At 71.0% G+C, this 21,810-nt stretch carries 16 protein-coding genes; 12 read left to right on the top strand and 4 right to left on the bottom strand.

What is annotated here, in order from left to right:
* Positions 1 to 34 precede the first annotated feature (34 nt).
* The 8 genes from AC07EQ_RS02095 to AC07EQ_RS02060 all read left to right on the top strand — a co-directional run bounded on the left by AC07EQ_RS02095 (position 35) and on the right by AC07EQ_RS02060 (position 12,246).
* Positions 35 to 5,455: a type I polyketide synthase gene (locus AC07EQ_RS02095; RefSeq protein WP_478386089.1), complete on the top strand. Its 5,421-nt coding sequence runs from the start codon at positions 35 to 37 to the stop codon at positions 5,453 to 5,455.
* Positions 5,452 to 6,591: a cytochrome P450 family protein gene (locus tag AC07EQ_RS02090; RefSeq protein ID WP_478386088.1), complete on the top strand. Its 1,140-nt coding sequence runs from the start codon at positions 5,452 to 5,454 to the stop codon at positions 6,589 to 6,591. Before AC07EQ_RS02095 ends, AC07EQ_RS02090 begins: the two co-directional genes overlap by 4 nt.
* A gap of 55 nt (positions 6,592 to 6,646) precedes the next feature.
* The gene (locus AC07EQ_RS02085) at positions 6,647 to 7,315 is read left to right on the top strand and encodes an O-methyltransferase (protein WP_478386087.1); all 669 of its coding nucleotides are present in this window, start codon (positions 6,647 to 6,649) and stop codon (positions 7,313 to 7,315) included.
* A gap of 121 nt (positions 7,316 to 7,436) precedes the next feature.
* Positions 7,437 to 8,303, top strand: coding sequence for a 3-hydroxyacyl-CoA dehydrogenase family protein (locus AC07EQ_RS02080; RefSeq protein ID WP_478386086.1), 867 nt, complete (start codon positions 7,437 to 7,439; stop codon positions 8,301 to 8,303).
* Positions 8,300 to 8,587, top strand: a complete 288-nt coding sequence (locus AC07EQ_RS02075; protein ID WP_478386085.1) for an acyl carrier protein — start codon at positions 8,300 to 8,302, stop codon at positions 8,585 to 8,587. Before AC07EQ_RS02080 ends, AC07EQ_RS02075 begins: the two co-directional genes overlap by 4 nt.
* Positions 8,577 to 9,689 carry an acyl-CoA dehydrogenase family protein gene (locus tag AC07EQ_RS02070; protein WP_478386084.1) on the top strand — a complete coding sequence of 371 codons (1,113 nt, stop codon included), beginning with the start codon at positions 8,577 to 8,579 and terminating at the stop codon, positions 9,687 to 9,689. The genes AC07EQ_RS02075 and AC07EQ_RS02070 overlap by 11 nt, the downstream gene beginning before the upstream one ends.
* A 17-nt stretch (positions 9,690 to 9,706) precedes the next feature.
* Positions 9,707 to 10,786 (top strand): HAD-IIIC family phosphatase, encoded by a 1,080-nt coding sequence (locus tag AC07EQ_RS02065; protein WP_478386083.1) that lies wholly within the window; start codon positions 9,707 to 9,709, stop codon positions 10,784 to 10,786.
* Positions 10,787 to 10,947: 161 nt separating this feature from the next.
* On the top strand, positions 10,948 to 12,246 hold the full coding sequence (locus AC07EQ_RS02060; RefSeq protein WP_478386082.1) for a cytochrome P450: 1,299 nt from the start codon (positions 10,948 to 10,950) through the stop codon (positions 12,244 to 12,246).
* Positions 12,247 to 12,338: 92 nt separating this feature from the next.
* On the opposite strand, the gene AC07EQ_RS02055 is transcribed toward AC07EQ_RS02060, so the two are convergent.
* Positions 12,339 to 13,661, bottom strand: a complete 1,323-nt coding sequence (locus AC07EQ_RS02055) for a cytochrome P450 (RefSeq protein ID WP_478386081.1) — start codon at positions 13,659 to 13,661, stop codon at positions 12,339 to 12,341.
* Between the two features lie 419 nt (positions 13,662 to 14,080).
* Between AC07EQ_RS02055 and AC07EQ_RS02050 the strand changes: the two genes are divergently transcribed.
* Both AC07EQ_RS02050 and AC07EQ_RS02045 read left to right on the top strand, forming a co-directional pair.
* The gene (locus AC07EQ_RS02050; protein ID WP_478386080.1) at positions 14,081 to 14,710 is read left to right on the top strand and encodes an HAD family hydrolase; all 630 of its coding nucleotides are present in this window, start codon (positions 14,081 to 14,083) and stop codon (positions 14,708 to 14,710) included.
* A gap of 104 nt (positions 14,711 to 14,814) precedes the next feature.
* Positions 14,815 to 15,282 carry an SRPBCC family protein gene (locus tag AC07EQ_RS02045; RefSeq protein WP_478386079.1) on the top strand — a complete coding sequence of 156 codons (468 nt, stop codon included), beginning with the start codon at positions 14,815 to 14,817 and terminating at the stop codon, positions 15,280 to 15,282.
* Positions 15,283 to 15,299: 17 nt separating this feature from the next.
* Here the strand turns inward: AC07EQ_RS02045 and AC07EQ_RS02040 are convergent, their stop codons facing one another.
* Entirely contained in the window at positions 15,300 to 15,887 is a 588-nt protein-coding gene (locus AC07EQ_RS02040; RefSeq protein WP_478386078.1) for a TetR/AcrR family transcriptional regulator, read from the bottom strand.
* 10 nt (positions 15,888 to 15,897) lie between these two features.
* Complete coding sequence (locus AC07EQ_RS02035) at positions 15,898 to 17,343, bottom strand: MFS transporter (RefSeq protein WP_478386077.1); 1,446 nt, start codon at positions 17,341 to 17,343, stop codon at positions 15,898 to 15,900.
* A gap of 253 nt (positions 17,344 to 17,596) precedes the next feature.
* On the opposite strand from AC07EQ_RS02035, the gene AC07EQ_RS02030 reads away from it, so the two are divergent.
* Positions 17,597 to 18,712, top strand: a complete 1,116-nt coding sequence (locus tag AC07EQ_RS02030) for an NAD(P)H-dependent flavin oxidoreductase (RefSeq protein WP_478386076.1) — start codon at positions 17,597 to 17,599, stop codon at positions 18,710 to 18,712.
* Between the two features lie 183 nt (positions 18,713 to 18,895).
* On the opposite strand, the gene AC07EQ_RS02025 is transcribed toward AC07EQ_RS02030, so the two are convergent.
* A complete protein-coding gene (locus tag AC07EQ_RS02025) occupies positions 18,896 to 20,368 on the bottom strand; it encodes an AMP-binding protein (RefSeq protein WP_478386075.1) in 1,473 nt (490 codons plus the stop codon).
* A 213-nt stretch (positions 20,369 to 20,581) separates the two neighbouring features.
* Here AC07EQ_RS02025 and AC07EQ_RS02020 point away from each other — a divergent pair, with 213 nt between their 5' ends.
* Positions 20,582 to 21,739: an LLM class flavin-dependent oxidoreductase gene (locus AC07EQ_RS02020; protein WP_478386074.1), complete on the top strand. Its 1,158-nt coding sequence runs from the start codon at positions 20,582 to 20,584 to the stop codon at positions 21,737 to 21,739.
* The last annotated feature ends 71 nt before the right edge of the window (positions 21,740 to 21,810 follow it).

The following is a 21,810-nucleotide window of genomic DNA, read 5'->3' as shown; positions in this document are numbered from 1 at the left end:
TGGATGCCCCGGCGGTCGGATAGGTGGAACTGACGTGACGGAAGACGCGAAGACCCTCGACTACATGAAGCGGGCCACCGCCGCGCTGCGCGATGCCCGCAAGCGCGTGCGCGAGCTGGAGGAGCGTTCTCGCGAGCCGATCGCGATCGTGGGGATGGCGTGCCGGTACGGGGGTGGCGTGTCGTCGCCGGAGGACCTGTGGGAGTTGGTCGCCGGCGGCCGGGATGGGGTGGCGGGGTTTCCGGTGGATCGGGGTTGGGACCTGGAGGGTCTTTACGACCCGGACCCCGACCGGCTCGGCAAGTCCTACGTCCGGCACGGGGCTTTCATGGACGACCCCGCCGGCTTCGATCCGGCGTTCTTCGGCATCTCACCGCGCGAGGCGCTGATGATGGACCCGCGGCAGCGACTGCTGCTGGAGACCACCTGGGAGGCGTTCGAAAGGGCCGCGATCGCGCCGACTTCGGCGCACGGCACGTCGACCGGCGTGTTCATCGGAGCTTCCGGGGACGACTACCTGGGCCTCCTCGACCGGGTGCCCGACGCCGACGAGGGGTATCTGCTGGCTGCCAACGGGCAGAGCGTCATGTCCGGCCGGCTGGCGTACGTGCTGGGACTGCACGGGCCCGCGGTGACGCTGGACACGGCGTGCTCGTCGTCGTTGGTGGCGTTGCACCAGGCGTGCCAGGCGTTGCGGTTGGGCGAGTGCGACCTCGCCATCGCAGGGGGAGCGGCCGTGATCGTCTCACCCCGGATCTTCGTCGAGGGTTCGCGGCAGCGGAGCCTGGCCGCGGACGGCCGGTGCAAGGCGTTCGCGGAGTCGGCGGACGGCACCGGCTGGGGCGAGGGCGTCGGCGTGGTTCTGGTGGAGCGCCTGTCGGATGCGGTGCGGCATGGCCGGAAGGTGCTGGCGGTCGTCCGCGGCAGCGCGGTGAGCCAAGACGGCGCGACCAACGGTTTGACGGCGCCGAATGGCCCGTCGCAGGAGCGGGTGATTCGTGCGGCGTTGGCGAACGCGGGCTTGTCGGCGTCGGATGTGGATGCGGTCGAGGCGCACGGGACCGGGACCCGGCTGGGGGATCCGATCGAGGCCGGTGCGTTGCTGGCGACCTACGGCGAAGGGCACTCGCCGGAACGGCCGTTGTGGCTGGGGTCGGTGAAGTCGAACATCGCGCACACGCAGGCCGCTTCGGGCGTGGCCGGTGTGATCAAGATGGTCATGGCCCTGGAACGCGGTTTCCTGCCGAGGACGTTGCACGTGGACGAGCCATCGTCGCATGTGGACTGGTCCTCGGGCGCGTTGCGGTTGCTGGTGGACGAGCGAGAGTGGCCGGAGACCGGCCGCCCACGGCGCGCAGCGGTCTCGTCCATTGGCGGAGCCGGCACCAACGCCCACGTGATCCTGGAACAGGCCCAGACCGAGACCCGTACGGCGGAACCCGTGGCTGTTCCGGCGGTGCCGTGGTTGCTGTCCGGCAAGGGCACGCCCGCATTGCGCGCACAGGCCGGAAACCTGCGGAGGTTCGCGGAGTCGGCCCCCGGCACCGGCAGCGAGGACCTGGGGCGGTCGTTGTTCCGGTCACGAGCGGCGCTGTCGCATCGCGCCGTGGTGGTCGGCCGGGACCGCGAACGGTTGCTCGCCGGTCTGGCCGCTGCCGAGCGCGACGAGCACGCCACGCAGGTCGTGACGGGCGTCGCCCGGCAGCACATCGGTGCGCCGGTGTTCGTGTACCCGGGGCAGGGCGGGCAGTGGGCGGGCATGGGCGTGACGCTGCTGGACTCGTCCCCGGTGTTCGCGGCGGCGCTGCGGGAATGCGCGGACGCGTTCGCGCCGCTGGTGGGCTGGTCGGTCGTGGACGTGCTGCGCCGGCTGCCGGGAGCTCCGTCGCTGGAGCGCGGCGAGGTGGTCCAGCCGGTGCTGTTCTCGGTGATGGTGGCGCTCACGCGCCTGTGGCAGTCCTACGGGGTGCAGCCCGCCGCCGTGCTCGGTCACTCGCAAGGCGAGGTCGCCGCCGCCCACATCGCCGGGGCGCTGACGCTGGAGGACTCGGCCAAGCTCATCGCGAAGCGATGCGAAGCACTGATGCCGTTGCACCGCAAAGGAACCATGGCGGCCATCGCGATGCCGGTCGGGGAACTGCGCGCGCGGCTGGAGAAGTACGGCGACCGGTTGTCCGTCGCCGCGGAGAACGGGCCGACCGCGCTCACCGTCTCCGGCGACCTGGACGCGATCGACGAACTGCTGGACGAGCTGAAGGCCGCGGGCATGCGCGCCCGCAAGATCCGGGCCGCCACCGGAGCCGGGCACTCGGCCCAGGTGGAGGCGCTGCGCGACGACCTGCTGGCCGCGTTCGACGGGATCTCCCCGGCGCAGGGGCAGATCCCGTTCTTCTCCACCGTGACCGGCGATGTGCTGGACACCACCGAGCTGGACGCCGACTACTGGTACCGCAACGCGCGCCAGACGGTCCGCTTCGAACCGGCCGTGCGCAGCCTGCTCGCCCGCGGGCACGAGGCGTTCGTCGAGATCAGCCCGCACCCGCTGCTCGCCGAAATGGTCCAGGCGATCGCCGATGCGGCGGAGGCCGAAGTGGTGGTGGGCGACACCCTGCACCGCGACGACGGTGACCTGGACCGGTTCTTCCTCGCCGCGGCCCAGATGCACGTCAACGGCGTGCACGTGGACTGGGAACCCGCCTTCGGTGACGGCGCCTCCCGGGCGGTCGACCTGCCGACCTACCCGTTCCAGCGCAAGCGGTACTGGATGGAGTACGTCCCCCGGGGAGCGACCGGATCGCGCTCGGAGGACGCCGAATTCTGGGATCTGGTGGAGAAAGCGGACCTCCCCGGGCTCGCCGCCGCGCTGAGCGCCGATGCCACTGCGCTCGAACCGGCCATCCCGCTGCTGTCCGCCTGGCGGCGGAAGCGCCGGGAGAAGTCCACACTGGACAACTGGCGGTACCGGACCGGTTTCGCCCGGGTGCCGGAGACCACCGCGCCACAGCTCGACGGGACTTGGCTTCTCGTCGTTCCGGCCGGACTCGACGACGACTGGACGGCCGCATCGGCCCAGGCCCTCAGCGCGCACGGCGCGACGGTGCGCGCGGTGGAGTTGCCCGCCGACGCGGACCACGACGTCGCGTTGGAGCGGTTGCGCGCGGTAATCGACGAACCACCGGCGGGCATACTCTCGCTGCTGGGGCTCGCATCCGGACCGCACCCGGCGCTGCCCGCCGGCCTGGTCGCCTCGATCGGCCTCGTGAGCGCGTTGGGTGAACTCGGCGTCCAGGCGCCGCTGTGGTGCGCGACCAGCGGAGCCGTATCGACTTCGCCGACCGACGCGCCGCCCGATCCGGCGCAGGCCGAGCTGTGGGGTTTCGGCCGCGCGGTCGCGCAGGAACACCCCGCACGTTGGGGCGGGCTGATCGACCTTCCCGAAGCAGCGGACGAGTTCGCGATGCGGCGCCTGGCAGGCGTCCTCGCGGGACGGACCGAAGACCAGGTCGCGGTGCGGGCATCGGGCGTGTTCGGCTGCCGCCTCGTTCGCGCCCCGCTGGCCGACGCCCGGCCGAAGCGCACCTGGCAGCCGCGCGGCACGGTGCTGGTCACCGGCGCGATCGGCGACGACATCGGAGAAGGCCTGGTGAAGAGGCTGGCCGAATCCGGCGTCGAGCACCTCGTGCTGCAATGCCGGCCCGGGGACCCGAAACCCGAGGAGCTGGCCGCCGGAGACCGGGTGAGCATCGTCGAATGCGACACGAGCGACCGGGCGGCGCTCTCCCGGCTGCTGGCGGGGATCGGCCGGGAGCTCACCGCATTGCTCCACGTCGCGCCCCCGAACGCCGGAGCGGAGCAGTTCTGCACGGGCCCGGCCGACGACCTGACGGGCGCCACCAACCTCGACGAACTGCTCGCGGACCGGGAACTGGATGCTTTCGTGCTGCTGTCCTCGGCCGGTGCCGTCTGGGGCAGCGCGGGACAGGCCCGAACCGGGGCGGTCGGCGCGTTCTTCGACGGGCTGGCCCGGCGACGCCGCGCGCGCGGAGCGGTCGCGACCGCGGTGGCGCTCGACCGCGGACCCGACCCGGCGATCCCCGCGGAGCTGGTGGTCGACGCGCTCCACCAGGCGGTGGAGCACGAGGAGACGTCGCTGATCGTGTCGCCGGTCGACTGGACGCGGTTCTTCCCCGACTTCACCGAGTCCCGCCCGAGTCCGCTGCTCGCGGACCTACCGGACGTGCGGCGGCTGGGCCGGGGCGACGAGCCCGCGGACGCATCGTCGCTTGTGGACGAGGTGTCCGGACTTCCGGAGGAGCAGCAAGAAGAAGCGCTCCTGGGCCTGGTCCGCGGCCAGATCGCCGCCGTCCTCAACTACGCCGAGGCCGGCGAAGTGGATCCGGCGCAGCGCTTCACCGAACTGGGCCTGGATTCGCTGACCTCGGTCCAGTTGCGGAAGCGGCTCTCGGCGGCCACCGGCCTCAAGCTGCCCACCAGCCTGGCCTTCGAACACCCCACGCCGGCCGAGCTCGCCCGGTACCTGCGCACGGCGCTGACCGGCTCCCGCGAAAGCGGACCGGCCGACATGATGGTCGAGCTCTACCGGCAGGCCTGCGAGAACGGCACGGCCATGGCGGCGATGCCGATGCTGGAGGCGGCCGCGAACCTGCGTCCCGGCGCCAGGAACCCGGAGGAGCTGCTGAACCGGCCCACCCCGCTGCGCCTGGCGCGGGGCCCGGAGCGGCCCGCGCTGATCTGCCTGACCCCGTTCGTCACGCCGGCCGGCGCGCACCAGTTCGTGCGCCTCGCCGCCCCGTTCCGCGGCAAGCGGGACGTCTGGGTGCTGCCCCACCCCGGTTTCGGCCGTGGCGAACAGCTTCCCGAGAACATGGCGACGCTGGTCCGGCACCACGCGACGACAGTGCTGGAGTGCGCGGGCGGCGAGCCGTTCGTGCTGCTCGGCTACTCCTCGGGCGGCTGGGTCGCGCAGGAGGTGGCGGCACACCTGGAGAGCATCTGCTCGCCGCCGGAGCGCCTGGTGCTGGTGGACGCCTACAGCCCCGACCTCCAGTACGCGCACCGGGTTTTCGACGAACTGATGGCGGCGAACTCGCGGCTCGTGCGGACGCTGAACGTCGGCAGCGAAGAACTCACGGCCATGAGCCGGTACCTGCAGCTGTTCGAGAAGTGGCAGGCGCGGCCGGCCGCGGCTCGGACCCTGTTGCTGCGGGCCCGGGAACAGGTGTTCCTCGACGCGACGGGTGGCGAGAGCCCGGCACCCCCGGACGGTGTCGACGAGATCGTCGTCGTGCCCGGTGATCACGCCACCATGCTGCACGACCACGCCACCACGACCGCCGCCGCGCTGGAGTCCTGGCTGGCCGATGACATCGGGACAGCTGCAACGGCGTCCGGTGACCCATCGGTGCGGCCGCCGATGCGAGGAGAATCGTCATGAGGGACATCCCGGTTCGCCAGATGGCCATGTCGTCGGGGTTCCGGCCGTGGCTGATCACCGGCCACGCGGAGGTGCGCGCGGCGCTGGCCGACCAGCGGTTCGCGAAGGACTCGCAGCGGGTCGCCGAAATGCTCGACCGGCACTCGCTGTCCGGCACCGACAGCCTGTTCGGGCAGTCGCTCCTGCACCACATGCTCAACACCGATCCACCGGAGCACGGCAGGCTGCGCGGGCTGGTCAACAAGGCGTTCACCCCGCGCGCGGTCGAGCGCCTGCGGCCGCGGATCGAGGAGATCTGCGACGAGCTGCTGGACGCCTTGGGCGGGCGGCAGCACGTCGACCTGCTGGCGGTCTTCGCGGTTCCGCTGCCGATCAAGGTGATCTGCGAGCTCCTGGGGGTTCCGCAGGAGGACCGGGAGGAGTTCCGGTCCTGGTCCAACGCGCTCGTCTCGGCGCTGCCGCCGGAAGTCGTGACGGAGGCGTCCAGCGCGATGGCGGACTACCTGCACGGCTTGATCAAGGCAAAGGAACAGGACCCGGGCGAGGACATGCTCTCCGCGCTGATCCACGCCCGGGACGGCGGTGATCGGCTGACCGCGGACGAGCTGGTCTCGATGGCGTGTCTGCTGCTGGCGGCCGGCCACGAAACCACGGTGAACCTGATCGGCAACGGCATGCTCGCGCTGCTGACCCACCCGGACCAGCTCGCGGCGCTGCGGGACGACCCGACCCGGTTGCCCGGCGCCATCGAGGAGTTCCTCCGCTACGACAGCCCCATCAACCAGGCGACGCTGCGGTTCACCACCGAACCCGTGGAGATCGCCGGGGTGCGCATCCCGGAGGGCGAGTTCGTGATGCTCAACATCGACTCCGCCAACCACGACGCGCGGCGCTACGCGGACCCGGACGTCCTGGACATCGGCCGGGACGAGGGCGGCCACCTCGCCTTCGGGCATGGCATCCACTACTGCCTCGGCGCTCCGCTGGCCCGGCTGGAGGCGGAGATCGCGTTCACCAAGCTGCTGGGCAGGTACGGCCGGATCGACCTCGCGGTACCGGCCGAGCAGCTGGAGTGGCGGTTCAGCGTCGTGATGCGCGGACTCGAGCGGCTCCCCGTCCGGCTCGGCCGGACGTAGCCGGGTCTCGCTCCGGAGGCACGAGGCAGACATCAGGCGGGAGGTTGCAGGAGACATGGCCGATCAAACCGGGTTCTCCCCGGAACTGCTCTCCTACGTCCGCGAGGTTTCGCTGCGGGAGGACGAGATCCTGCGCGAACTGCGCGACGAGACGGTGGCCTATCCGATGGGGAAGGTCATGCAGGTCATGCCCGAGGAAGGGCAGCTGCTCGCGTTCCTGGTCGGGCTGATCAGCGCCCGTTCCGTGCTGGAGGTCGGCACCTTCACCGGCTACAGCACGCTGTGCATGGCCCGGGCACTTCCCGCCGACGGGCGCCTGGTGACCTGCGACATCACCGACAGGTGGCCGGCGATCGGCGCCCCGTACTGGAAGCGCGCCGGTGTCGCCGACCGGATCGAGGTCCGCGTCGGTGATGCGCGGACGACGCTCGCCGGCCTCATCACCGAGGGCGGCGCGAACCGGATGGACCTGGTGTTCATCGACGCCGACAAGGCGAACTACCCGAGCTACTACGAGGATGCTCTCGTCCTGGTGCGTCCAGGCGGGCTGATCGTGCTGGACAACACCGTCTTCTTCGGCAGGGTCGTCGATCCGGCGGCCCAGGATCCGGACACGGTCGCGCTGCGCGAGCTCAACTCGCGCATCCGCGCCGACGACCGGGTCGACCTCGCGATGCTGACCATGGCGGACGGCATTTCCCTCATCCGGAAGAAGGCGTCCTGATGCCCAGGCCCACCTGCGGCGGGCAAGAACGACTTGAGACGACAACCAGCCGCCCGTCCATCCGGCCGTCCGAACAGGACGGTCGGCGGCGGGTGGCCTCCACACTTCGATAGGAGACGCGGTGGAATTCGGTCCGGGAGAACACCGGCTCACCGTCCTGGGGGCGGGGGTGATGGGATCGAACATCACGACCCTGGCCATCGGGTACGGGCTGCCCGTGCACCTGGTCGACGTGGACCGGCCGACGCTGGATCAGGCGCGGGCGCGGATCGCCCGGCAGCTGCGGCACGCCCACCTGCTGGGCGCGCTGCCCGCCGACCAACCCGCCGGCGAACTGGTCACCAGCACGTCCGTCGCGGGCGCGGAAGGGTCGACCGCCGTCCTGGAAGCGGTCACCGAACTTCCCGAGGTGAAGCGGAAGGTGCTGTCCGAGGTCGCGGCGGTGGTCCCGCCCGGAACACCCCTGGTGTCCAACACCTCGGGCATCCCCATAGACGAACTCGCCGAGGAGCTGCCGTGCCCCGAGCGGCTCGTCGGGACGCACTTCATGAACCCGACGTACCTGATCAAGATGGTGGAACTCGTCCGCGGCCCGCGCACTTCCGGCGCGGCGGTCGCGGCGGTCGAGTCGCTGCTGGTCGCGCTCAACCGGACCGCGGTCGTGGTGCGGGACGACCCGGGGTTCGTCACCAGCCGGTTGTTGCACCCGATGATCAACCAGGCGGCGCGGATCGTGGAGCGCGGCACCGCCACGGTGGACGCGGTCGACACCTTGATGCAGGGCTGTCTCGGCCACCCGACCGGCCCGCTGCGGACCGCGGACCTGATCGGCCTGGACAACCTCGTGGATTCCCTCGCGGCGCTGTACGAGCGGACCGGCGAGCAGAGCTGCAGGCCGTGCGACCTGCTGCTGGAGAAGGTGGCCAGCGGAGACCTGGGGCGCAAGACCGGCCAGGGCTTCTACGACTACGGAGAGGTGCTCTCATGACAACGGATCAATCGGTCGAGCAGGATTCCCGCGCGGCGATCGAGCGCCGGCTGCTGTCGTTCCTGGAGCAGCGGCTGAGGACGTCGGTGGCACCCGACCGGGACCTGTTCGCGGAGGGGCTGATCACGTCGCTGTTCGCGATGGAGCTGGTGGTCCAGCTGGAGCAGACATTCGACGTGTCCATCGTCGGACCGGACCTGAAGATGGACAGCTTCCGCTCCGTCAAAGCCATGGCGGACCTCGTCCACCGGCTCCAACGGGCCGCGCCCAACGATGGCGCCTGAGCGGCTCGCCGACGAACGTGCCCTGGTCGCGGCGCTCGTCGGCGACCAGGCCGATTCCTGGGATGTGGCGGGACTCCTGCCGGGGGAGGTGCTGCGCGAACTCGGCGAGCGGGGCCTGCTGTGCCCCCAGGTTCCGGCGGAGCACGGCGGCCTCGGCCTCGACAGCCTCGCCTGCGGGGAGTTCACCGCCCACGTGGGCAGCCTCTGCAGCTCGCTGCGCAGCGTGATGACCTCGCAGGGCATGGCGGCGTGGACCATCCAGCGACTCGGCGACGCCGACCAGCGCAGCACCTACCTCGCGCACCTGACCGGCGGGGAGCTGGCTGCGGTCGGGTTCAGCGAACCGGAGGCGGGCAGCGACCTGTCCGCGATCGGCACCGAAATCCGCCAGGACGGCGACTCCGTCGTCGTGAGCGGGCAGAAGGTGTGGATGACCGCCGCGCACTACGCCGACCTGCTGGTGATCTTCGGCCGCCACGGGGATGGCGCCGCAGCGGTCGTCGTGCCCGCATCGGCACCCGGCGTGCACGTGGAGCGGATCGCGGAGCCGCTGGGCTGCCGCGCGGCAGGGCACGCCAACGTCCGCTTCGATTCCGTGCGGCTGCCGAGGAACAGCGTCCTCGGTGGCACCGGCCAGTCCCTCGCGCTGCTGGTCACGACGGCCCTCGCCTACGGCCGCATGTCGGTGGCCTGGGGCTGCGTCGGCATCCTGCGGGCTTGCCTGGCCGCGGCGAGCGGGCACGCCGCGTCGCGACGGCAGTTCGGCAAACCGCTGGCGGAGCACCAGCTGGTCGCCCGGCACCTCGCCGAGCTGCTGGTGGCCGAGCAGGTCGCGACGAGGGCGTGCGAACACGCGAGCCGCTGCTGGGATTCCGGTTCTCCGGACGCGGTCGTGTCCACAGTGCTCGCCAAGCACGTGAGCTCCGGCCAGGCCGTTGCGGGCGCCGCGTCGGCGGTGCAGGTCCTGGCCTCGGCGGGCGCGCGCGACGGGCACGTCGTGGCCCGCGCCTACCGCGACGCGAAGCTGATGGAGGTCATCGAAGGCAGCAGCGAGATCTGCCAGCTCATCTTGGCGCAGCACGCGCTGACCGCAGCACGATGAACGTTTCGGGAGTACCGATGGACGACAAGCAGCCGCTGGTGAAATGCCTGGTCTGGGACCTGGACGAAACCCTGTGGCGGGGCACCCTGGTCGAGGACGGAAACGTGCGCTTGGCCGACGGGATCACCGCCGTCATCGAGGAGCTCGACTCCCGCGGCGTCCTGCAGGCGGTGGCCAGCAAGAACGATCACGACCTGGCGTGGGCGCGCCTGGTGGAGCTGGGCGTGGCCGACTACTTCGTGCTTCCCCAGATCGGTTGGGGGCGCAAGTCGGATTCGGTTCGCCGCATCGCGGAGCGATTGAACTTCGCGTCCGGCACGATCGCCTTCATCGACGACCAGCCGGCCGAACGCGCGGAGGTCGCCTTCCATCTCCCCGAGGTCCGCTGCTACCCGGCCGACCAGGCGCTGGCCCTGCCGGGGCTGCCCGAGTTCAGCCCGCGGGCGGTGACGGTCGATTCCCGGCGGCGCAGGCAGCTGTACCAGGCGAACTTCCAGCGGGATTCCGAACGGGAGTCCTTCGCCGGGCCCGACGAGGAGTTCCTGCGCACGCTGGGCCTCGAACTGCGCGTCGGCCGGGCGGACGACGAGGAGCTGTCGCGGGTCGAAGAGCTGACGCTGCGCACCAGCCAGATGAACGCCACCGGGGTGCACTACCCGGACGCCGTGCTGCGCGAGCTCTGCGCCGACCCGGCCCACGAGGTCCTGGTGGCCACGCTCACCGACCGCTTCGGCCCGCACGGCGCCATCGGCGTGCTGCTGCTGGAAACCCGCCCCGACCACTGGCACCTCAAGCTGCTGGCCACCTCGTGCCGGGTGGTCTCCTTCGGGGTGGGCACGGTCATCCTGAACTGGTTGGTGGACCAGGCATTCCGGGCCGGCGTGCACCTCGTCGCCGACTTCCGGGCCACCGACCGAAACCGGATGATGGACATCGCCTACCGCTTCGCCGGCTTCACCGACGAGCGCTGCGAATGCGGCGCCGAACGGCCGGCAGAAGCCGGGGTCCAGCGGTTGCACCTGGTTCCGGAGCCGCGAGCCCTGCCCGAAACCATGAGCCTCGACGCCCCGGTCCTCGGTCGACCCCGCGTCCCGTAGCGAAGTGCCGCAATTTCCATTGAAATCGAAGGTTCGATTTCAATGGAAATTGCGGAGGACGGAGTCCGGACGGCGTCTGAGGTTCCGCTGTTCGCACCGTCACGCAGAACGAGTTCGGAAACAGGCGTTCATCCCACCCGATCGATCACGGAGGTTCGACGATGTCCGGTCAGCAGTCCCGGGCCGACCAGAGCACGTTCGCCGAGCTCGGGCTCCGGGCGAGGCTGTTCGCCCAAGGGGCGCTGGCCTCCCTGTTCGCCAAGGGCGGTGATTCCTTCGCCCGCCTGCTGCACTCTCCGTGGCGCGACGACCCGTACCCGATCTACGCGGCGATGCGGGCGCGGGGACCGCTGATCCGCAGCAAGCTCGGGCTGCTGATCTGCACCACCCATGAGCTCTGCGAGGAAGTGCTGCGGGACCGGCGATTCGGCGTGCTCCGCAGCGACGGGTCCTACGGCGACCCCACCGCGGCCGCCGTCGACCTCCAGCTCTCGCTGCTCGAACTCGACCCGCCGGACCACACCCGGATCCGGCGCCTGGCCGCGCCGGAGCTGCGGCCGCGCCTCATGGAGAAGTACCGCCCGCGGATCGAGGACATCGCCAACGAACTGCTGGACGAGGCGATCGGGCGCGGCGGCTTCGACCTGGTCCGCGACTACGCCAGTCTGCTGCCGATCCGGGTGATCTGCGACCTGCTCGGGCTGTCCCAAGTGGACGCCGACCGGCTGGGGCACCACGGCCTGGTGGTGTCCGGCTCGTTGGACGGGGTCCGTTCGACCAAGCAGCTCCGGCAGATGCGGGAATCCCTGAACGAGCTGGACGCGATGTTCGCCAGGCTCATCGAGCAGCGCCGCGCGGACCCGGGCGACGACGTCGTGAGCAACCTGGTGACCGCGCTCGACGATGACAAGATCACCAGCACGGAGCTGGTGCAGCTGTGCAACCTGCTGCTGGTCGCCGGTTTCGAGACGACCGTCAGCATGGTCGGCAACGGCGCGAACGCGCTGCTGAACCACCCGGAGCAGTGGGACCTCCTGCGCGCCGACCCGAGCCTGGCACCGGCCGTGGTGGAGGAGGCGCTGCGCTGGGACCCGCCGGTGCAGATGACCGGCCGGATCGCGCACGAGCCGCTCGAGCTCGCCGGCCGCCGGTTGCGCAAGGACACTCCGGTGCTGGTGCTGCTGGCCTCGGCCGGCCGGGACCCGGCGAAGCACGAGGATCCCGACCGCTTCGACATCACCCGGGAGGTCCAGGGCGAGCACCTGGCCTTCTCCTCGGGCAGCCACTACTGCCTCGGCGCCCCGCTGGCGCGGATCGAGGGGGAAGTCGCGTTCCGCTGCCTGGCCACCCGGGTGCCCGATCTGCGCCGCGCCGGACCCGTGGTGCGCCGCCCGACGTCGGTCGTCCGCGGCCTGGCGTCCTTCCCGGCGTTCCCGGGTAAGACCGCTCAGCGCACCTGAACCGCCCCGTCCGGCAGGACGGGAAAGGCCGACGAGCTGGAGATCGCGCCGATGCGGCGCGGCCGGACTGCCGCTGTGAAGCGGTTTTCAGCTCACGACGTCCCGGAGCCGGCCTTGCGCGGGGTGAAACGAGCGGTGAATCCCTGCGGCTGCAGGAGTTCCTGGAACCTCGGCGGGCAGGAACCGTCCTCTGTGGTCACCTCGTACTCGCGCACCAGCCAGAAGGCGGCCAGCGCCATCTGGATCATGCCGAGCTGGGTGCCGACGCAGACCCGGGGTCCGGCGCCGAACGGGAGGTAGGTGTGGCGGTGCGGGGACGCCTGCGCGCCGAGCCACCGCTCCGGCAGCAGCCGGTCCGGATCGGACCACCAGCGCGGGTCCCGGTGGATCAGGTAGGGGCTGAACATCACCTGGTCGTTCGGCCGCAGCCGCCACTCGCCGAGCGCGGTCTCCCGCCGGGCGGTCCGCCCGATCAGCCAGGTGGGCGGCCACAACCGCAGGACTTCCTTGATCACCGCCTCGGTCTGCGGCAACGCGGAGAGCGGCGGTGCCTCCTCGTGCGGCCACGACTCGGCCTCCTCGGACACCCGGCGCCGCAGTTCGGGTTCGGTCGCCAGCACCCGCACCAGCCACGTCAGCGCCGAAGCCGGCACCCCGTACGCGGCCAGCATGATGCCGCGGAGCAACCGCTGGACCTGGAGCTCGCTGAGCTCGGGATCTCGCGCGGCGAGCAGCACGTCGAGCAGGTCCTGCGGCTGCTCGGGCCGTGCCGGCGAACTCGCCTGGCGCTTCCGGATCTTCTCGGTGATGACGACCAGCGTGCTCTCCCGCGCCTTGAGGAAGCGCCGGATGCGCTTGGACGGCCACCACGCCGGGAACAGCTGCGAGCTGCCGCCGAGCGGCTCGATGGCCTTGACGTTCTCGGTGAGGACCTCCGGCACGCCGCCGGAATCGGCGCCCAGGCAGAAGTCCGCCGTGGCGCGGCCGGCGAACTGCTCCATCACGTGGAGGACTTCGACCTGGCGGCCACCGGTCTCGTCGAGCGTTCGCTGGAACAGCGGGTGCAGCCGGGCCGAATGAGCGTGGGAGACCGCGCGGCTGAGCCCGTGCCAGCCCTTCCGCCTGGCGGTCATCCACACCTGCGCGTCCGTCGCCGCGCGCTCCGGATCGATCCGCGTCGCGATCGGCGTGCTCTCGCTGTGGAAGTCCTCGTTGGTCCGGGCGAGCATGTCGTGCACCAGATCCGGCGCGAGCACCACGATCGTGCGGTCGTCGAAGGAGAAGACGTCGCCGTACTCCTGGTGGCAGCGGCGGAGGAACGCCATCCGGTCGCGGTCGTAGTCGAGCGTGTTCCCGACCAGTAGGCGACCCTTCGGGCCGGGCGGCCGAGCGGTGCTGGTTCTGGTGCCGGTCAACGGTTTCCCTCCGGAATGCGGGGTGGAGGCGAGGAGCGGCCGCCACCCCGCTGCGGTGTCAGTTGGCGATGATCCAGTAGGTGTAGAAGCCGCCCATCCGGGTCTTGCCGACCAGTCGTGCCGCGATGTGCCGGACGTAGCTCGTCATTTCGCCTCCTTGATCAGGGGTTACCTGTTGACGAAGTTTGCGCAATCAAACGTTGAAATCCAACGACTGAACGGTCTAACCTGCGTGCGGCCGAAAGTCCGCTAATAGCAGGGAATCCGGGGTGCCCGCGCCGCGACCGACCCGGGAGGGAGGTCTGTCCGATGACGACAGTGCGGCCGAATTCCGGGCTCGCGCGCTATTGGTGGGCCGAGCACGCCGGGCGCACCGATGCGGCCGCCGTGGACCGTCCGCTGGTGGCATCATGGGCGCCATGCCCGTGAAGGAGTTCGATGCGATCCTCTGCGACCTCGACGGAGTCATTCGGTGGTGGGACCCGGAAATCATGTCCGGACTGGACCGCGCGAACGGCCTGCCGCGGGGGACGCTGGCGGAGACGGCGTTCGCGCCGGACCGGCTGAACCCCGCGATCACCGGGGCCCGGACGGACGAGCAATGGCGCGCGGCGATCGCCGCCGACCTCGCCGAAGCCTGCGGAAGCCCGGAGGCGGCGCGGGCGCTCGTCGCCGAGTGGTCCGCCCACGCGGGCGAAGTCGTCGAAGAAGTCGCGGAACTGCTCGCGGCGGCGCGGGAACACGTCCCGGTGGTACTGGTGTCGAACGCGACCACCCGGCTGGAATCGGACCTGGCCCGGCTCGGGATAGCGGATCTCCTGGACGAAGTGGTCAACAGCGCCCGGGTGGGAATCGCCAAACCGGACCCGGGCATCTACCGGTTCGCGGCGATCCGAGCGGGTGTCCCGGAAGCTCGCTGCCTGTTCGTCGACGACACCCTCCAGAACGTCGAAGCCGCCTGGGAACTTGGCATGAGAGCACTGCACCACCAAAACCCGGCCCAACTGCGCGAAATCCTCGCGCCACTGCTGAGCCGGGCTCGTGGATGAGGGAGGGCTGCGGTTCCCTCGCGCCTAGCGGAAGTCCAGCCGTGCCGGCGTGCGGGGAGGAGGAAACCGGCGAAGAAGCCGACGAAAGCGCCTAGAATCGGCGGATGGGCAGGACTGACCGCGCCAGCCGGGTGATCGCGGCGTCACCGGAGACCGTTTACGGCGCTCTCCTCGACCGGAAGTCCCTCGAGGCCTGGCTGCCACCGGACGGCATGCGCGGCCGGATCGAGCGGTGGGATCCCCGGCCCGGTGGCGGGTTCCGGATGGTCCTCACCTACCTCGATCCCGAGGGTAGCCCCGGCAAGACTTCGGATGCGACGGACGTCGTCGACGTCGGGTTCGCCGACTTGGTGCCGAACGAGCGCGTGGTGCAGCGGGCGGTGTTCGAGGCCGACGATCCGTCGTTCGCGGGCACCATGACGATGACCTGGCACCTCGCCGCCGCCGGCGATGGGACCGACGTGACCGTCACCGCCGCGGACGTGCCACCCGGTATCGATCAAGCGGCCCACGAGGAGGGGATCGCCTCCTCGCTCGCCAACCTGGCGGCGTACGTCGAAGCGGCCGGCTGACGACCGAAAGCGGCGCGCTACAGGGGGGCGTCGATCCAGTTCTGCAGCAGCGGGGCCGTGATCGCGATCAGGTCCTCCTTCGGTTCGGCGCTGATCGCCTTGGTCTTCAGGACCAGCCGGGCCGCGCCCAGGCCCATCAGGTGGCTGCAGACCAGCTCCGCCCGGAGGCGGGCCTTCGGGCCGGTCAGGCGCTTGGCCAGCCGGCTCACCAGCTGGCGTTCGAAGTTCGCGCGGAACTGGGCCCCGGCCGGGCGCGACGACGTGAAGACCGCCCGCACCAGCGGGTCGCCCTGGGTCCGGTCGTGGTAGTCCAGCAGCGTCCGGACCAGGTGCTCGCCGAGCCGGGGGAGCTCGCAGTCGAGCAGTCGCTCCGCGTCCTGCTCGAAGCCCGAGGCCTCCGCGAACAGGCTTTCCTTGCTGCCGAAGTACTTCATCACCAGCGCCGCGCTGACCTCGGCGTCCGCCGCGATGTCGCGCAGCGTCACGTCGGCGTAGCCGCACGACGAGAAGCGGCGCCGCGCCGCCTTGAGGATCGCTTCACGGGTGGCGCACGCGTCGCGCCGCTGGTCCTCGCCGACCGCTGGGGCCGGAGCCGTGCTGGACATGCCGTTCAGGCTAGCGCGACCGCCCCGCCGCGGTCGCCACCTGCGCGGTAACAGGCGTGTACCGGCGGGTTCCCGGCGTCGCCGCGGCGATCAGCGCGGCCAGCAGCGCCGCCGCGCCCGCCACCAGGAACACCCACGAGTACGAGAGCGTCGACGGGTAGTTCACGCCGGCGATCTGCACCACCGACCCGGTCGTCAGCGCGACGACGATGGCGCTGCAACTGGACGTGCCGATCGAGCGGGCCAGGCTGTTCAGGCTGTTCGCGGCGGCCGTTTCGGTCTGCGGCACCGCCTGCATGATCAGCGTGGGCAGGGCGCCGTAGGACAAGGCGCCGCCGATCGCGCCCACGGTCAGGTTGAACACCACCAGCGGCAGCGGCGAGTGCAGGAAGGACCCCGCGAGGTTGCCCACCATCAGCACCGTGCCGCCCAGGATCAGCGTGGTGCGCGGGCCGCGCCGCCGGGAGATCCGCGCGGACACCGGCGAGAACACGCCCATCGCGACGCCGATGGGCAGCAGCACCAGGCCGGTCAGCACCAGCGACATGCCGAAGCCGTAGCCGGTGTCCTCCGGGGCCTGCAGGATCTGCGAGCCCACGAGGAACCCGGCGAACATCGCCATGCCGACCAGCACCGAGGCGATGTTGGTCAGCAGCACCGCGGGCCGGGCCGACACCCGCAGGTCCACCAGCGGTGAATCGACGCGCAGCTCGTACACGCCCCACATCAGGAACGACACCGCCGCCGCGACGAGCAGGCCGACGACGACCCCGCTCGTCCAGCCCCATTCATTGCCCTTGGAGATCGCCAGCAGCAGGCACGTCAGCGCCGCCGACAGCCCCACCGCGCCGAGGAAGTCGAACCGGCCGCCGGTGCGCAGCGGCGACTCCGGGACGATCCAGAGGATCAGCGCGATCTCGGCGATCGCGAACACGGCCGCGCCCGCGAACAGCCAGTGCCAGTTGAGGTTCTCGGCGACCACGCCGGTCACCGGCAGCCCCACGGCGCCGCCGATGCCCAGCGTCGCGCTCATGAACGCCACCCCGGAGCCGACCCGGCCCTCCGGTAGCTCGTCGCGCATGATGCTGATCCCCAGCGGCACCACGCCGACCGCCGCGCCCTGCAGCACCCGCCCGACGAGCACGGCGGTGAAGTCGTCGCTGACCGCGCCGATCGCGCTGCCCACCGCCATCGTGGCCAGCGAGATCAGCAGCATCCGGCGCTTGCCGTACATGTCGCCGAGCCGGCCGAGGACGGGTGCGCACACCGCGCCCGCTACCAGCGGCGCGGTGACCAGCCAGCCCGCGTTGGACCGCGACGTGTCGAGGAGCCTGGGGAATTCCGGGAGCAGCGGTACGACCAGGGTCTGCATCAACGACACCGCGATACCGCACGAGGCGAGGACTCCGATGACGAGCCTCGAACTGCGTCGTGCGGTGGGCGTGGCCAGGCTCATCGGGCTCCTCGCTATCGGCGTGAACTTGTGTTCACCATGCAAGTAAACTCGTGTTCACCTCGTGCCGCAAGGCGCTGCCGGTGCCGATTCACCTCGATTCGGGATGTTTCGCCCACGTTTTCGTCCATTGTGGATAGACCTGGGTGGGGGATTGCGGCGACGTCGGCGAAATGCGTTCTGGTGTTCGGCGGCCGCAGTAGGCATCATGCGGCTGTCCGGCGCAATGTCGCCCCGGCGATGGGAAGGAGCGCGCATGCGCACCGCGTTGACCGAACTGCTGGGCATCGAAAGTCCGCTGGTGGGATTCAACCGGTCACCCGGCGTGGTCGCGGCCGTGACCAACGCCGGCGGCATCGGCGTGCTCGCCGCGACCGGCTACACCCCGGAAGAGCTCGACGCGCAGCTCACCTGGATCGAGGAGCAGGTGGACGGACGCCCCTACGGCGTCGACGTGCTGGTGCCCGCCCGAACGGCCACCGGAGACCCGGCGGACTACCTGGCCAGCCTGCGCGCCCAGATCCCGCGGGAGCATTACGGCTTCGTCGACTCGCTGCTGTCGAAGTACGACATCCCGCCGGCCGACACGGCATCGGCGGGCGACCGGTTCGCCGCGAGCGTCGGCCCGGAGATCGTGCAGCCGCTGCTCGACGTCGCCTTCTCGCACCGGGTCGCCCTGGTCGCGAACGCTCTCGGCACCCCGCCGCCGGCGATGCTGGAGCGAGGCAAGGCCGACGGCGTGCCGATCGCGGCGCTGGTCGGATCGCCGAAGCACGCGCAGCGACAGCTGGACATGGGCGTCGACCTGCTCGTCGCGCAGGGCACCGAGGCCGGCGGGCACACCGGGACCATCGCGACCATGGTGCTGGTGCCGGAGGTCGTGGACCTCGCGGGCGACGTGCCGGTGCTGGCGGCGGGCGGCATCGCCACCGGGCGGCAGATGGCGGCGTCGCTGGCGCTGGGCGCGGCCGGCGTGTGGTGCGGCTCGGTGTGGCTGTCCAGCCACGAGGACATCACCTCGCCCGCGGTGAAGGCCAAGTTCCTGGCCGCGACCAGCGGCGACACGCTGCGCTCGCCGACCCGGACCGGTAAACCGGCCCGCCAGCTGCGCAGCGCGTGGCACGAGGAGTGGGCGAACCCGGGCAGCCCGTCGCCGCTGCCGATGCCGCTGCAACCGATGCTGGTCGACGAGGCGTGGCGGCGCATCAACCAGGCGGCCGAAGCGGGCAACGACGGAGGGAAGGCCCTGGCGTCGTTCTTCATCGGCCAGGTCGTCGGCACGTTCCGGCAACTCCGGCCGGCGGCGGACATAACCCGAGAGATCATCGAAGACTGCAACAAGGTCCTGACCAACCTCGCCACCCTCACCTAACCTCGTCCCTCCGCAATTTCAATGGAAATCGGACCTTCGATTTCCATTGAAATTGCGGAAGTTGTCCACAGGCGTCGGCATGTCGTGTGCCGACACGCCGGTGGGACACGGTTTCAATTGAAACTGCGGGACGTTGTCCACAGGTGTCGGTGTGTTGGGTGGTGGTGTGCCGGGGCGCGGGGATCACCGGAGGCGTTCGGCACGGAGGCGGGAGCGGCGGACCTTGCCCGCCTCGTCCCGCAACGGGTCCGCGACGAACTCGAAGCTCCGGGGCAGGCGGTAGGGCGCGACCCGGGTGCGGAGGTGTTCCAGCAGCGACTCCTCGGTCACCGGGCGGCGCGGGTGGACGATCGCGTGCGGGACGTTGCCGAGATCGTCGTCGGGCAGGCCGATCACGCAGCTGTCCACCACCGCGTCGTGCAGCGCCAGCGCCGCCTCCAGCTCCGCCGGGTACACGTTCGCGCCGCCCACCAGGATCATGTCCGTCTCCCGGTCGCCGAGGTAGAGGTACCCGTCCTCGTCGAACCAGCCGATGTCGCCGAGGGATTCCCAGCCTTCCCCGTCGACCTGCGCCCGGCCGCCCAGCAGCCGGTACGTCGGATCGACGTCCGCCGCCGTGCGCATCCACACCTTGCCCTCCCGGCCCGGCGGCAGGACCCGGCCTCCGGCGTCGCGCACCTCCATCTCGCCGCGCAGCACCCGGCCCACCGAGCCCGGATGCGCCAGCCATTCCTCGCTGGTGATGAACGTGGCGGCCTGCGCCTCGGTGCCCGCGTACAGCTCGCGCAGGATCGGCCCGACCCAGTCGATCCACTGCCGCTTCAGCCACACCGGCACCGGCGCCGCCGTGTGGAAGACCGCGCGCAGGCTCGACATGTCGGCGGCGTCGCGCACCTCCGCGGGCAGCTTCGAGATCCGGGCCAGGATCGTCGACACCACGTACAGCCAGGTCACCTTGTGCTCGCCGATCAGCCGCAGCGTCTCGGCGGCGTCGAAGCGGCGCATCAGGATCACGTGGTTGCCGCGCAGCAGTCCCATGGCCACCGACATGTTCGGCGCGTTGTGCGACACCGGGGACGGCACCAGCGCGACGCCGCCGGGCTCGATGCCGAAGCTGTCCGCGGACGGTTCCACGTCCTCCACCAGCGCGGGCCGCCCCGCGACGATCACCTTGGGCCGCCCGGTGCTGCCGCCGGAGGTCGGCGCCTTCCACGCGGGGGAGACCGCCACCGGCAGCGGCCCGTCGTCCTGCTGGGCGGAGCGGAACCGCGCGGGCAGCACCGGGCGACCGCCGGTCAGCTCGGGTTCGACGTCGCCGATCACCAGCGCCGGCTCGGTCAGCGCGATGATCTCCGCCAGTTCGCCGGCCGGGAGCTTGGGACTCAGCGGCTGGGGCACCGCGCCGACCTTCCAGGCCGCGATCTCGGCGAGCACGAACGGCACCCCGTTGGGCAGCACGATGCCGACGAAGTCGCCCTGCCGCACCCCGCGCGCCAGCAGGTCGCGGGCCAGCCGGTTCGATTCGGATTCCAGCTCGGCCCGGGTGAGCGTGGTGTCCTCGCAGGTCAGCGCGGCGCGGTCGGGTTCGGCTGCGGCGAGTTCGGCCAGCCGGACGGGGAACGGGGTACCGGCGGCGGGCCGGTCGGCTGCGGGCACTCTCGAGCTCCTTGTCGTCCACTTCGGACCGGCGGACAGCGGAAAACCGGCTTTGTGCACCGAATGAATCACCGACCAGTGGGTACGACAAGTACGCCACGCCTAACGGACCGATAGGCGCAGGCTATTCCGGCCGGTCCGGTCGGGCGATTGCAGACCGCAGGCGACTTTAGTGCACTGGGGAAGGCATCCCGGGCTACCCAGGAGGTAGGCGTGAGCAAGCTGCGTTTCGGCGTTTTCCTGGCCCCCTTCCACACCGCGGGCCAGAACCCCACCCTGGCACTGCACCGCGACCTCGAACTCATCCGGCACCTCGACGCGCTCGGCTACGACGAGGCGTGGATCGGCGAACACCACTCGGCGGGCAGCGAGCTGATCGCCTCGCCGGAGATCTTCATCGCCACGGCGGCCGAACGGACGCGGCACATCAGGCTCGGCACCGGCGTGATCTCGCTGGCGTACCACAACCCGCTGTGGGTGGCGGACCGGATGGTGCTGCTGGACCACCTCACGCGCGGCCGGGTCATGCTCGGCGTCGGGCCCGGCTCGCTGCCCACGGATTCGGCGATGATCGGCCTCAACCCGACCGAGACCCGCGAGCTGCTCGACGAGAACCTCGACATCGTGCTGCGCCTGCTGCGCGGCGAAGCGGTCACCGCGCAGACCCGGACGCACAACCTCGTCGACGCACGCCTGCAGCTGCGGCCCTACTCGGATCCGCTGTTCGACGTGACGGTGGCCGCGGTGGCGTCTCCGACCGGCCCCCGGCTGGCCGGGCGGCACGGCATCGGGTTGCTGTCGATCGGCGCGACGCTCACCGCCGAGAGCTTCGACGCCCTGGGCCACCACTGGGGCATCATGACCGAGCGCGCCGAGGCCTTCGGTGCCGAGGTGGATCGCGGGGCGTGGCGGCTGGTCGGCCTGATGCACGTCGCCGAGACGCGGGAGCAGGCGTACCGGGACGTCGAGCACGGGATCGAGGACTGGTTCGAGTACTTCCAGAAGATCGCGGCCTTCCCGCAGATGCACGTGTCGGGCGGCGACGTGGGGGAGATGATCGCGTTCATCCGCGATTCGGGCGTCGGCGTGATCGGCACCCCGGAGGACGCGGCGGAGCAGGTGCAGCGGCTGGTGGACCAGTCCGGCGGGTTCGGCGCGATGCTGCTGATGGCGCACGAGTGGGCGAACCCGGCGGCGACGAAGCGCTCCTACGAACTGATCGCGCAGCACGTGGTGCCGGCCTTCCAGGGGCAGCGACAGTCCACATTGGACGCCAAGGCGCGGGCGAGCGCGACGCGGGAAGGGCACGCCCAGGCCCAGCACGACGCGGTGGCCCACATGGCCAGGAAGTACGAAGCCGAACGCGCCTAGCCGCAGGCGTGCAGAGCGGCGTTCCTGCAGGTCCCGGGCCGTGAGTACTTTGGGTCGCTATCGAGGCTGTT

The sequence above is a fragment of the Saccharopolyspora sp. NPDC045839 genome (assembly GCF_056431645.1).
This window is presented reverse-complemented; position numbering and strand designations above follow the sequence as displayed.

Coding starts and splice junctions, on each gene's coding strand:
- AC07EQ_RS02090 (WP_478386088.1), top strand. CDS start 5,452: ATGAGGGACATCCCGGTTCGCCAGATGGCCATGTCGTCGGGGTTCCGG.
- AC07EQ_RS02085 (WP_478386087.1), top strand. CDS start 6,647: ATGGCCGATCAAACCGGGTTCTCCCCGGAACTGCTCTCCTACGTCCGC.
- AC07EQ_RS02075 (WP_478386085.1), top strand. CDS start 8,300: ATGACAACGGATCAATCGGTCGAGCAGGATTCCCGCGCGGCGATCGAG.
- AC07EQ_RS02070 (WP_478386084.1), top strand. CDS start 8,577: ATGGCGCCTGAGCGGCTCGCCGACGAACGTGCCCTGGTCGCGGCGCTC.
- AC07EQ_RS02065 (WP_478386083.1), top strand. CDS start 9,707: ATGGACGACAAGCAGCCGCTGGTGAAATGCCTGGTCTGGGACCTGGAC.
- AC07EQ_RS02060 (WP_478386082.1), top strand. CDS start 10,948: ATGTCCGGTCAGCAGTCCCGGGCCGACCAGAGCACGTTCGCCGAGCTC.
- AC07EQ_RS02050 (WP_478386080.1), top strand. CDS start 14,081: ATGCCCGTGAAGGAGTTCGATGCGATCCTCTGCGACCTCGACGGAGTC.
- AC07EQ_RS02045 (WP_478386079.1), top strand. CDS start 14,815: ATGGGCAGGACTGACCGCGCCAGCCGGGTGATCGCGGCGTCACCGGAG.
- AC07EQ_RS02040 (WP_478386078.1), bottom strand. CDS start 15,887: ATGTCCAGCACGGCTCCGGCCCCAGCGGTCGGCGAGGACCAGCGGCGC.
- AC07EQ_RS02035 (WP_478386077.1), bottom strand. CDS start 17,343: ATGAGCCTGGCCACGCCCACCGCACGACGCAGTTCGAGGCTCGTCATC.
- AC07EQ_RS02030 (WP_478386076.1), top strand. CDS start 17,597: ATGCGCACCGCGTTGACCGAACTGCTGGGCATCGAAAGTCCGCTGGTG.